This is a genomic window from Geminicoccus sp. (genome assembly GCF_035556675.1).
GTDB lineage: Bacteria > Pseudomonadota > Alphaproteobacteria > Geminicoccales > Geminicoccaceae > Geminicoccus.
In genome coordinates this window covers 32598-46108 of record NZ_DATMFZ010000187.1, presented here as the reverse complement: position 1 = coordinate 46108, position 13511 = coordinate 32598, and the positions used below count along the sequence as shown (strand labels likewise).

The window sequence follows — 13511 nt, the reverse complement described above, 5'->3', positions numbered from 1 at the left end:
CGCCGAGCAGGCCCTCATCCGAGGAGGGGTAGTGCGGTCGAGGGCCTCCACGCGCTCCTTTCGTCTCACCAGAGGTCAGGCTGACGCAAGCAAACTGTGGGGGATATTGTGGGGGACGCCGCCATGGCGGAAGCTTGGAGGACGAAAAATCAGCCTCTTGAACAGAGGAAATGGTGTGGGGAATGGAACCGGGAGCGAACACTCTCTGGGGCTGATGCGGCAGCCCAAGATAGGGGCGCTTGTGGACACCGCGGTAGGTTCATACTCGCCGGCGCGCACGCTGCGGTGCCTACAGCAACCCGTTTGAAGAAGCGCTGTAGTCCGCAATCACCCCAAGCTGAAGTCACCGCATCGCATCTGTAGCAACTCCTTAATCCGGTAAATCGGCAACGGCTTGAGATGGCTGAGATCATCTCTTGCGGTCTTCAGCCGGCCCAGGCGCCCGACCGCGGGATCGCTCCTCTGAAGCTCAATAAGCTGCGCCTGGCGCGCTAGGTGCCCGACCTGCAACAGCCGCCTTTCCTCCACAGTTTCCATCCGGGCCGTCCCGGGGACCTCGTGCGTGTAGGGCGTGAAGCACCAATTCGCCGCTTCTTCGATCAGCGCGAGGCGTCGGGCATCGATCTCGGCCATCAGCACGGACTGCTGTGCTCGCCAGATCACAAGGTGAAGCGTGATCGGGTCACCGGCCGGAAGATCCCGACCTGCCGCGAAGGCGGCCAAGCGGCCGGCATCGCCGATGCAGTCCAGCGGCATTCCGAGCCAACTGTCGAGCAAGTCGATCAGGGCGTCGCAGCCCCGCTCTTCCATCATCGGCAGTGTCAGCGCGATCGCGATCTCGGCGACGATAGCGAGAAGCGCCGGGGGATCGGTCCGTTGCGCGAGCCGGTACCGCGCCATCACCTCCAGATCGAGCCGAGACAGCAGCACGATGCGCTCCCGCATCGCCTCGTGGCCTGGGGCGGCCCGGCCGTCCGGCGTGACGGGAAGCGCCAGCACGAGTTGCAGACGCTCGCGCAAGGGTCGGTCCCGCTGGCTGTCCGAGATGCGTTCGATCTCCCGCTGCCATGAGGCCGCGCGGTGGATCGCGATATTGGCCACCCAGAACAAACCATCCGGCGCACGGGCAGCGCTCCCCGTCGCCTCGGCAATGAGCGAGGCAGGCGGCGCGTCATCGTCGAAGATCACGGTGAGTGCGAACTGCTGCTGATTCAGTTCCTGCTCGACCGCGAGCCGGAACCCGCGCTCCCAGTCCGGCTCCGCCCGGAAACTGACCTGCATGCCGCGTTCGAGGTGCGCGACGATCTGCCGCGCCGCGCGGAGCGGGCCCGGCAACTGCCACAGGTCAATCACGACAGACTGGCTTTGAGCATTGGCAGGGCCGCCCGCAGCAGCGGATTGAGCTGCAACCCCTGGCTGCCGGGGACCACGGCCTCAACCGCCTGCGCCCAGGCGAGACCTGCGGGCGGGATGACAAACCCGCCCGCTTCGGCGATCAGCTTCGCATCAACCTTCTCGTCGCCAGCACGAACGATCTCGGCCTCCTCAACGGCCGCCAGCAGCCGGACCGCTTCGGGCAGCGCGCGCAGATCGGCCAGCGGATTGTCGCCGGCTGCGTCCTGAGCCAGAAGCTGCCGCGCGAGCCCTGCCGCGTCCGTCTTCGCGAAGCCCTGCCGGCCAGCCGCGCAAACCCGTCGCAGCGCCCAATCCCAGCCGCCCGTGCCACGAAGCAGCACCTCGCGGTCGTTCACGAGCCAGTCGGGCAACATCCCCGTGGGATCGTGCAGCTCGAGCCAGACATCCAGGCTCGGCCGGTTCCACAGCCCCGGGACGACCTCCACCACCTGACGCGAGCCGCTGGACATTGCCGCCAGCAGGTGCTCCCGCCTCGCGCCGTCCTGGGCCCAGTTCCAGCCTATCCGAGCATCGGCCAGGAACGCGAAGCGGAGAGACGCGCCTCCCGGCGGCCGCCGTGAGATCGTCTCCTGCGCCGCCGTCACCCATTCCGGCGTCCACCCGTGGCCAGGCGGAATCACCAGGAGCCGGCGGCTCGTTTCCTTGCGGGGCGCTGCAAGCGCCTCGATCTCCACGCGGAACGCCTCCAGCGTGCGCGCCTTAATCGACGGCGTCTCGATCCGCACGTCGCGCCGCCCCTGTGCGGACTTCGCGGCCTCGCGGATCGCCTTCTGGAGCGTGGGCGCTCCGCCGATGCCACTCCCGCCAAGGGCAAGGCCGAGGCAGACGATGATGCGATCGCCGGGCGTGGCGCCGACGATCTCTGCCTCCTGCCGAGTGGTCAGCAGGCTCGGCGCGCCGTCGATGGTGCGGCGATCCTCCAGCGGGTCAGGCTCGGGCGGCGCGGCACGGCCCAGGAAGGCGTTCAGCTGATCGGTGATGCTTTTCGGCGAGCCGATCAGATGGATCAGGTTGGCGCTGCGTAGGGCGTAGCGCTGCCCGTCGAGGCTGCGCAGCAGGCCGAGGCCGACCATTTGGTCGGCCAACGCATCGAAGGCCGCCTCACCGAGCTCGGGCGGGAAGCCGGCCGGCCAGGACATGGACGCGTAGCCGTGCAGGTCGCGGACGGGGATGCCGACCGCAAGCGCCTCCGGGTCCTTCTGGCTCAGCTCGGCGACCACCAACGCCAGCAGGAAGTAGCGTTGGTCGAGCTCCAGCGTGATGCGGAACTTCTCGAATGCCGCGCGGCGAAGGTCGGGCGCGCCGAGCAGCTGCTCGACATCCGACATCTCGACCCGCCACGGCGGCCCGCCACCGCCCTTGCTGCGCAGCGCGTGCAGTAGGTTCTGGCAGACCAGCTGGATGAGGCTCGGGTAGTAGTTCGCGAAGATTAGGATGCGGTTCACCACCTCTGGCGCGAGCGTGAAGCCGAGGGCGGTGAAGGGCCAGCGCACCAGCGCCTCCGCCTCGCGCCGCTCGGCGCCGCGCAGGAGGGGGCCGATCAACAGCGGGGTGGCGAGCTGCGCGATCGGGTTGTTCGGGTCGCGCGCCATGCGCTGGACATTCTCGAGCCCGGCGAAGACTGGTTTGAAGCGGCGCTGCGTCTCCTCCGAAAGCGCGCGGAGCTCCTCGGTGATCCGGTAGCGGTTCGTCTGGTCTTCCTTGAAGAACTTATCCGCCTCGTCGAGCAGCAGCAGAATTGAGCGCTCGGGGCGGGTTCCGAGCCAGTCGCGGATGTCTCTGCGGAAGCGCGCCGCCGCGTCTCCCTTGGTGTCCAGATTGATTGGCACCCCGGGGCGCAGCGCCTCAGCCAGCGTCGCCCAGAGGTCCTCCGTCGGCATGGTGTTGCCGAAGCGCTTGATATCCACGTAGCGGACCACGCGGTGCGGGTCGCCCGCGGCGCTACCCTCGATCTGGCGCAGCAACGCCGTCTTGCCGAGCTGCCGGCCGCCATAGACGAGATGGTTGAGTTGGCCGCTCGTCGCTTCAATGCTCAGCCGCTCGTTGTGGCGGCCAAAGAACATCTCTGGCGGGGGCGCGCCGGTCTCCGACCAGGGCTTGACGCCACTAAAGGGCAGCGCGCAGGCGAAGAAGGTGCGCAGCCTGTTCTGCTCCGTCAGGGCGAGATGCAGCGCCAGCACCTGGTCCAGCACGAGGACGGAGGTGATCTGGCCGTTACGCGCCATCTTGGCCAGCTCACGGCGGTCCTGGTTCGTCAGCACACCGAAGAAAAGGACGATAACCCTGTCGACCCGACCACCCGTTTTCTGCAGCGCGGTGCGGATCTGGTTCACCTCCGGCTGTCGCCATAGGCAGAGGACCGTGTAGTTGCCGTTCGCCACGGAGCCAAAGTCGGGCAGCAGCGCCGTCTCCCGGTCGCGCAGCGGCGCCGTGCGAAGGGTGAAGCGCGCGTTGGTGCTGGCGGCGGTTAGTTGCGGCATGCCCTCTGGCCGCGAGTCGGTGAACCCGAGCTCGCCGAACAGGGTCACAATGGCGCGCGGAAGATCGTGATCTCCGGGGCGGCCGCAGGCGGCCCACGCCTTGGCCAACGGCAGGGAGCGGTCCGGGGGGGCGATTCCGTTAGAGGCCAGGACGTCGCTTGGCAGGCTATCCGGGCGCACGATGAAGTCGCCGATGCCGGCCCGATTGGCCTTCAGCCACCGCGAGAGGGTGTCGGAGCGGGTCGGAAAGAATCGCTCGAGCTCCGCCGCCACCGGCGTCACCTCGACGACCTCATCGATCCGCTCGCCGGCCTCCGCCCGGTCCACGAGGTCCTCGGCAATCGCAAGCCAGCCTTGGGTGAGCGCCCGCTCAACGGATGCCCGGACGGTTGCTGCGCGGGCGAGATCGAGGCCGCGCAGCCGCGCGGTGATCCGCTCACGCACCAGGCGCTCGGCGTCCCCCAGGGCCTCGCGGAGGGTCAATCCCAGCAGTTCGAACGCGGCAGCGAGAGCGGGGATGTCCTCCGGCGGCGCTTGGTTCAGGCTCTCCTCCAGCGCGTCGATCTCGCGCAGGAAAGGCTGGGCCTGCTCCGATGGTAGCCGCCCCGCAGCCTCCGCCGCCTCAGCATCGCTGCGCAGCCGCGTCAGCGCCAGCATTGTCTCGGCCAACGCGGTGCCCGCAGCATTGCGGATCTCCCGGTCCAGCGCAGCCCGCCTATCGGCGTCCTCGACTAGCGTCAGCGCCAAGACAGCCCCGGCGAACTCTCGCGTGGCGACGCGCCGCGCGATTGCCTCCTCGACCGGGACGGTCTCCCGTGACGCGCTGACGAGCGCGTCGAGGGTTGCCGCGTCCCCCGGAACCTGCATTCGCCATGCCGGATCGAGGCCGATGCGCGGCACCGCGATTACATCCATTGCGAGGAACTGATCGGTACTGGCAGCGGCGCGCGGCGCATCACCCGTTTCGAGCAGCGCGGTGAAGCGCTGAAGGAGGCGCAGGGTGAGCGGTGCCGCCGGTAGGCCGGGCTGCGACGCGAGCTCCCCTTCGGCCTTCGTCAGCAGATCCAGTAAGTCCTCGCGCAGACGCTTCAGTTCCGCTGCGCCAGCGCCATTCCGCCGGTTCACTGTCCAGGCCGCCAGGCGCGCCCAGTCACGCAGCAGCGGCTGCACCTCATCCACCAGATTGTTCAGGTCACGCTCGGCGCCGAAGGAAATGGGCGTCTTTTGCACCAGCTTGAGGCCGCGGATCTCGATATCGAGGCGGCGCAGCTCGTCCTGCCCGGAGTAGGCCGCGAGCATCGCGGCGACCTCTGGCGCGCGGCGGACGTCATTGCACACCACCGCAGCGAGCATGCTGCCGAGCGGCTCATTCTCCGCCAGCATTCGGCTCCAGAGGATCTTGGCCGGTGCATAGTTGTTGAGGTGGGCATCGCGGTTTCGGTCGAGCCATACGCGGACTGTGTCGCAGTGCGCCTCGAGAGCGCGTTGGCGTCCGTCCTCTGAGGCGAGCGAAGCGAGCACGCCGGAGGAATGCCAGAGGCCGCCGAGCGCCACGCTGCTCTCCGACAAGGTACGCGCGAGCGCGTGCATTTCCGGGACGAATACCGGCGTTTCGAGAAGAAAATCCACCAGGCGGCTCGCGTTCCCACCAGGCGCCAGGATCGTGAGTAGGCCTGCGGCAGGCAGAACCAGATTCCAGACTGCCGTCGCTGCGTCACTGCTGGGCACCCGATCCAACCAGACTTGGATCAGCGCTTCGGCTTCCTCGCCGACCCGATCATCCACCTCACCCGAGCCGTCCGCGACCAGAGCCAGGGCAGCGAGATGCAGGGCGCGCCGGAGCACGGCCCGGTCCCCCGGTAGGGCGCCCGCTTCAAGCGTGGCTTTGGCAAGCCCGGGGCGGCCAGCCGACAGGGCGGCCCAGAACGCGGCGTCGGCCGGCGAGTGGCGTCCAGCCTTGCGCGAGCCCTCTTCGATCGGCACCACATTGGCGGGAGCCTCGGTGGTCACGGCCGTTGGGAAGGGCGAGGTTCCGGCAGCGACGGCCTCCGGACCCGTTGGCAGCGCTACCGCGACGGGGTTGGGAGTGGGCCGCGCCGGCATAGTCTCGACGAGAGATGGCGCAGCACCGGGTTCCTCGGCGGAGGACTCAGGGTGAGCTGGTTCCCCGACCACGAGGTGCTCGGCTGATGGCTCCTCGGCAACGGGCTCCGCGGCACAGGGCGCAAGCTCGCGATCCTTGATCTCCTCCGCAGCATCCGGCGAGGGGGGCGCCGCCTCTACCGTCTTCTCCGCCGAGGCCCGCTGGGCGTCATCGGTCCTGGCCGCCTCCAACAGGGCATTGCCGGTACAAGCCTCCGAAGCCGCGACGGGCTGGATGACCTCGCCGGCTGGCATTGTGTCCAGCAGCAGGGCGTCGAGGATAGCCTTGGCGGTCTCGGCCACTTCCTGCGCCGTCGCTGCCTCGCCGGCGAGGCTTGCCGCTGCCTTGTAGTCCCGTCGGCTTGTGGCGGCATGGAATGCCACCTCTTTTTCTGCGAACACGGCCGCGCTGGCTTCCGCCTCATCCAGAGCCTGCTCAATCTCGTCCGTCGACGCATGTTCTGGGATCGCCATGCCGCCGAGAGCGAGCGGGGACCGTTCGAGGCGTGCCAGCAGGGCCGAGCGACGAGCGGCGCCTTGCTCCTCTTCGGCCCGGAGCCACGCCGCGGCCTCTCCCGCCATGCGGCTCAAGGTCTCCAGCGTGCCTGCGTCAAGCGTCGCGGCTGCGGCAACTGCGGCACACAACTCGCGGATCTCTTGGAGCGCGTCGGCTGGTGGCGGAGCTGGCTCGATGCCAAACTGCGCCGCGAGGCTCGGCTCCTCGCGCACCAGCACGGTGACCTCCTCCGCCTCTATAGGCGAGGCCAGCCACAGGAGCCAAGCAAGGAACGCCGCATCCTCTGTCCGGCCGGCGCGCAGTAGGTCCGGAACGGCTGCACCTGGGAACCCCTCGAACTTCGGCAGACCCGCCTCATGCCGTGCGCGCATGACGCGATCTATGCCGCGGTAGAGCAGGTTCAGGCGGTGGTCATCCGCAAGGCGGCCGCGGTTGTGCCGCTCGGCGGCCTGCATAAAGAGCCTGTATCCCTCGTGCGAGGACAACAGCGCTGCGAGGGCCTCGCCCCAGGCCGGATCGGTGGCCGCCGGACTTGGCCAGCATGATCCGGCCACCTGCCCTAGGCACTTTCCGAGCTCGCGGCGGAGCTTCGCATTGGTGCCTAGCGACAGGAGATTCAGCAGGCACTCGACTGTGAAGCCCAGAGGACGGGGGAGAAATTTATCCACAGCCGCTTCAACCTTGAAGATAAACCAATTAAGAGATTGTCATCTTATATCTATCGTCTCATAGTTTTGTATCGCTGACAATCCGAAGCTCGTCGGCTGCAAGCTTCGCCCGCTGGTCTTGCCACTAACTGATGCGGCTCAGATCGTGCTGCTGCCACGCCTGCCCGCACGTGGCCCCAGTTCACCGGCCAGCGATCGTGCGGGCACACGTTCACGCGGTACAAAGCATGGAAGCAGGCGGACCGGCCCAGGCTGAAAAGGCCGGGTTTCGGCGGCGGTGTCGCCGAAACAGCCACTCTGCGTGCTCTCACTCGACCCGGCGAAGCGATTCGATATGTGGTCGATGTAGCGAGCGGCAGTGATGTTGAGGCCTTTGTTCTTGATTGGTTCGTGTCACCTCGCCATCGTCTGCCGCACCGCCGCCGCCAGATGGCAGCGGCAGGCTTGAGCTTCCCGCTCTCCTGACGACCTCCTTGGCCCCGGCGTATCCCGTAGATGCCACCTCGGCCCTTGCCTACGCGCTGCGCCTCGACGAGCGGGGCCGGCCGCGCCAGGGCGGTGGCGCCATGTGGGGCGCGCAGCCGCCGCAAGGCGTCGGATACCCGGCGGCCTCCCCCTTACCAAGCGGCGACAGGTCCCCGACCCTGCCCGGAGACTTGCAACGGCCCAGAGGATGCGCGACCGACCAATGTCCACAGCAGCGCGAACCATGTTCGAGACGCGCCAAAACGCCGAGCAGGCCGTCGGCCGCCACATCGACGGCTTTCTACAACCCTGCCCGGCGCCACTCCGCGCTCGATTTTACAACCCCGGCCCCTCTCGAGAATAGGGCCCCCAACTGATCCAACGCCTCCCTAGTAAACCGAAGCAAATCCAACCCCGGTGCAGACGCAGGTTACCGGAGGCGAGCGGAGGTATTCCGCAACTGACTAGGTCACTGAAGCCGAAGCGAGGAGGGCCCGAGAAGACGACAGACGGGCGCCCTAAGCCGGTTAATCAAACAGTCAGGGCCTACACAACACCCATGTAGGAAAGAGTGACGGGCGAGTGCGATGTCACGAAATATTGATCAAACTGTTCGTTCTTTGTTATGATCGCCTCAGCCTTCGGGCAAGTCTCAGATCGGAAACGTCGCTCACTATGCCTCTCCCCTTGCACACGCTTCTGGCGCGATGTGTTTCCGTTGACCTGGAGGTGGATCCCAAAACCGCCCGGACCTTCGCTTTCGCCGCAGTCCGACACGGCGATGCGCCCGGGATCCGCTCCCGAAAGGGGGAATTAGGAAGTGCCCTGGACCAGTTAGAACGGGCGTTGCGCGATACTGATCACCTCATCGGCCACAACATCTTGCGCCATGATCTTCCGCATCTTGCGGCAACCCGGCCCACGCTGGCGAAAATGGCTCGCGCCCCGGTCGACACGCTATGGCTCAACCCGCTCGCCTTCCCGCGCAATCCCTATCACCACCTAGTAAAACACTATCACGACGGCCGCTTACGGGCGGGGCACGTGAACGACCCCGAGTTAGATGCGCGTTTAGTTTTCCAGGTGCTGCAGAATCAGGTCGATGCTTTGTGTCACCTGAACGCAGAAGAACCCGACGCAGTGACCGCCTACCATTTCCTGACCACGCGGATGGAGGACTCTGGTGGCTTTGATGCCGTATTTCACCATATCCGTTCAACCGCAGCGCCGCCGACCGCGGAGGCATACAAGGCAATTCGAAGGCTGCTCGTGGGCCGCGCCTGCGAGTGCCGCACTGAGCAAGCCCTCGAGGAACTTTCCTCGCCCCGACAGGGCTGGCCCATGGCCTATGCACTGTCCTGGATTTCTGTTGCCGGCGGTAACTCCGTTATGCCGCCCTGGGTGCGCGCGCAGCATCGCGAAGCCGCGCTGATCGTTCAACAGCTGCGCGACACCGTCTGCGACAGCTCCAATTGTGCATGGTGCCGCGAAACAAGCAATCCAGTGCGGGCGCTTTCTCGATGGTTCGGGTTCGGAGCCTTCCGCCCGCAGCCCACCGACAGCATGGGCCGCCCGCTGCAGGAATGTATCGTCGACCAGACAATGCGGGGACAAAGCGTCCTGGGCATCTTACCCACCGGCACGGGAAAGTCAGTCTGCTATCAGGTCCCCGCACTCACCAAATTTGACAGAACCGGCGCGCTAACAGTCGTAGTCTCACCCCTCGTCGCTTTAATGGCCGATCAGGTGCAGGGCCTAGAACGGGCGGGCATTTCATCAGCTGTCACGGTTAATGGCATGCTCTCGGTGCCCGAGAGGCAGAATGCGCTTGACCAGGTGCGCCTGGGCGAAGCGGCGATCCTGCTCATCTCGCCCGAGCAGTTGCGCAGCATTTCGGTCCGCGCAACGTTGGCACAGCGACAGGTCGGAATCTGGGTGCTGGACGAGGCGCATTGCGTCTCAAAGTGGGGTCACGATTTCCGGCCCGACTATCGGTACGTCAGCCGCTTCATCAAGGAATTTTCCGGCGATCAGCCGCCCGCGCCAATCCTCTGCCTGACCGCCACCGCAAAACCAGATGTGGTCCGGGACATCCGCGACCACTTTCGTAGCCGTCTGGGCACGGATCTCATGTTGCTCGACGGCGGGTCAGTGCGCACCGACCTGACATTCGAGGTGCGCTCCACCCAGAAGAGCGCGAAGCTGACGGATATCCTCGATGTAATCCGGGCGAAGCTGCCCTCCGATGGTGGCTCAGGAGCAGTCGTCTACTGCGCGACACGACGAGAAACGGAGCGCGTCGCGGACTTCCTACAACAACAGGGGCTTGCGGCCGAGCGCTTCCACGCCGGTCTTCTCCCCGATGAAAAGCGCAGCATCCAGGAGCGGTTCCGCATCGGGGAACTGCGAGTGATTGCAGCAACCAACGCCTTCGGCATGGGAATCGACAAGCCAGACATCCGCCTAGTCGTGCACGGCGACATCCCCGGCTCCCTCGAGAATTATGTGCAGGAGGCAGGTCGCGCGGGCCGAGACCGAGCTCATGCTGACTGCGTCCTGCTCTTCGCGTCCGACGATGTAGAACGTCAGTTCTCGCTTTCCGCGCGTTCCCGGCTGGCTAGGCACGAGATCGGTGCGATCCTCAAGGCTCTCCGTAGGCTGGACGAGAAGACAAGGAAGACAGGCGAAGTAGTCGCCACTTCGGGCGAGATCGTGCGAGCCGAGCGTGATCAGGAGTTCGAGCGGGACAGTGCCACCGAAGATACGCGTGTGAAAACCGCTATCTCCTGGCTCGAAGAGGCCACACTGCTGAGCCGAGAGGAGAATCGAGTTCAAGTCTTCCCCTCGTCTCTGCGCGTTCGCAATCTGGAGGAGGCAGAGGAGATACTCTCTAGATCAAAGGGCAGTATCACCAATACAAGGCGCAAGCAGCTGCTCAATATCGTGTGCCATCTGATGAATGCACCACCCGATCAGGGCATCTCGACTGATGAGCTGGTTGGCGTCAGCGGGCTGACGAGCGGCGGGCTAAGTAAGGCCATGACTGATCTCGAGGCGCTCGGGATTGTGCGCAACGATCTAGCGGTGACCGTCTTTGTGCATGTCGGCATCGAGGGACACTCCCAGCATCGGTTGAAAATGGCCTCACGGCTGGAAGCCGGCCTGATCGCGTTGATGCGTGAGGCTTCTCCCGACGTCACCGGCGACACAGCCCTGCCACTGCATCTATCGGAAACCTGCCAGTTCTTGCGGGATGCAGGGCACGCCAGCGTCCGCCCGGATCTCATTGAGAAGCTCCTGCGCGGCATGACCCGCGACGGTCGAGACGAGGATGGTGGAAAGGGCAACATTCACCTACGCAAGAACTCCCGCAACACCTTGCTGGTGACACTGCAACGGACCTGGAACGCGCTAGAACGAACCGCAACCGTCCGACGCCAAGCTGGGGAGCTTCTGCTCGGTCATCTCATAAGCAAGTTACCGAAGGGCACGCGCGGCAAGGACCTCCAGGTCGAGACCACCCTGGGTGATCTGATTGCAGCCCTGAACGGCGACGCTCTCTTGCGTGGAGAAGTGCGCGACATGAATAAGCTCATGGAGCGCGCACTGTTGTGGTTACATGAGCAAGGAATCGTGACGTTGGGCAAGGGGCTGACGGTGTTCCGCCCTGCGATGACGGTCTATCTGCGCCGCGGCGGCGGGAGCTTCACGCAGAAGGATTTCCTCCCTCTGGAGGAACACTACAATGAACAAACGATCCAGACCCACGTGATGGCCGCCTATGCAGACAGGGGCCTTGTCTCAATGGATGAGGCGCTACGACTTTCCGAGGACTACTTCTTGTTGGATCGCGACGCTTTCCTGGAGCGGTGGCTGCCAGGGAAAGGGGCAGAGATCCGGCGCCGGACCACCGGTGCGTCCTGGAAGACGATCGTTGAGGCGCTGGACAACCCAGTCCAGCAGAAGATCGTCTCAGATGATCGCGAGCAGACCAACGTTCTGGTCCTCGCTGGTCCTGGGTCCGGCAAGACGCGGGTTCTCGTCCATCGAATTGCCTATTTGATTCGTGTGAAGCGCGAGGACCCGCGCGGTATTCTTGTCCTCAGCTATAATCGTCATGCGGCATCAGAGATCCGCGTGCGTCTAAGGCACCTGATCGGCGATGATGCTATCGGTGTCGCGGTTTCGACCTGCCATGCGCTAGCGATGCGCCTGGTCGGCGTAAGCTTCGCCGGGGGCTCTGTTGACACCCGTGACTTTGATGGGATCCTCGACGAGGCGGTTCGGCTACTGAGCGGCGACGGGCTGAGCAAGGACGAGGCTGAAGCGCAGCGCGATGTATTGATTCAGGGCTACCGCTGGATTCTGGTCGACGAGTATCAAGACATTGGCCCCAAGGAGTACGCTCTAATCTCGGCCGTTGCGGGCCGCTCTCTCGAAGATCCGGACCTGCGGCTGAGCCTCTTTGCTGTGGGCGACGATGACCAAAATATCTACGCCTTCACGGGTGCCTCCGTGCACTTCATTCGCCAGTTTGAAGCCGACTACAGAGCGAAGCCCGAGTTCCTGATCGAGAACTATCGGTCAACCCACAACATTATCGACGCAGCCAATTCGGTGATCGCCCCGGCAACTGCCCGAATGAAGCGCGATCACGACATCATCATAAATCGGAGGCGCGAGAAAGATCGGCCCGGCGGTGCACTGACGACGCTCGATCCGGTAGCACAGGGGCGAGTGCAGCTTCTACAATGCCGGCCTGGTAATACGGCGCAGGCTGTCGCGGCGGTGGACGAACTCCTGCGCCTGTCGCGCCTGGATCCCGACTGGAGCTGGTCGCGCTGCGCGATCATCTCTCGCGACTGGCGCCGGCTGGGGCCGGTGCATAGCTATGCAGAGGCGCTCGGTATCCCGGTCGAGATAGCAAATCAAAGCCTGCCGAGCATCTGGCGCCTGCGCGAGATGCAGGTCTTTGTGGCCGAACTGCGGCGTGAGCCCGCCCGACTACTTAGCACCCCCGACTTACTGGAAGTGCTGAGCCGATTTGCCCGGAATAGCTGGACCGATCTGATCTCCGAGGGCATTGCCGCGCTGGGACGCGAGCTTGCCGACAAGGCCATCTCGGTTCCGGATCTGATTGAATGGTTCGCAGACTGGTCCCGTGACGTACGAGGCGAGCAACGCGGACTGCTCCTCCTGACGGCACATCGGGCCAAAGGACTGGAGTTTGACGATGTAGTGGTCCTGAACGGCGGTTGGGAAAGGCCGTCACAGGGAGAAGATGCCGACGCCCCCCGCCGCCTTCTCTATGTAGCTATGACGCGCGCTCGCCGCAGCTTGGCCGTTATGACCAGCGGGGTGCACCCGTATCTGAAACCGTCCCAGACTTCGGTGGTCGAACGAAATGTTGCCCCGGACACAGCAAACCTGCCCAGTCGAATGCATCAGTACCAGTCGCCCGACCTGAGCCTGGTCGATCTGTCGTGGGCCGGACGCCTACGTGCAGGAGATCCATCGCTCGCTGCAATTGCTGCCGCCAAAGCAGGTGATCCAGTCACACTCGTTCGCACAGGTGATGGCTGGATGATTCGGGATGTTCTGGGGCGGCCCCTGGGCCGTATGTCGCGCGCCTATTCCACGCCGGAAGGGTGCGAGTTCCGCCGGGGTGAGGTCGGAGCGATCATCTGCTGGCGCAAGACGGACAGCAAAGAGGAATTCCGTGAAAGGATCCGTCGTGAGGAATGGGAGGTCGTGCTGCCGGAGCTAGTCTTCGGTTAGAGGGTGTTTGAGGAGGGGGCTCTGGCGCCTTCCGGAGCAGGCCAG

The 13511-nt window shown here is 65.1% G+C and carries 3 protein-coding genes; 1 reads left to right on the top strand and 2 read right to left on the bottom strand.

Going from position 1 to position 13511, the window contains the following annotated elements:
* Positions 1–327: 327 nt before the first annotated feature.
* Positions 328–1353 carry a hypothetical protein gene (locus VNS22_RS13845; protein ID WP_325733349.1) on the bottom strand — a complete coding sequence of 342 codons (1026 nt, stop codon included), beginning with the start codon at positions 1351–1353 and terminating at the stop codon, positions 328–330.
* The gene (locus VNS22_RS13840; RefSeq protein WP_325733348.1) at positions 1350–7010 is read right to left on the bottom strand and encodes a hypothetical protein; all 5661 of its coding nucleotides are present in this window, start codon (positions 7008–7010) and stop codon (positions 1350–1352) included. Before VNS22_RS13840 ends, VNS22_RS13845 begins: the two co-directional genes overlap by 4 nt.
* 1353 nt (positions 7011–8363) lie before the next feature.
* Here VNS22_RS13840 and VNS22_RS13835 point away from each other — a divergent pair.
* On the top strand, positions 8364–13466 hold the full coding sequence (locus VNS22_RS13835) for a RecQ family ATP-dependent DNA helicase (protein WP_349261785.1): 5103 nt from the start codon (positions 8364–8366) through the stop codon (positions 13464–13466).
* The last annotated feature ends 45 nt before the right edge of the window (positions 13467–13511 follow it).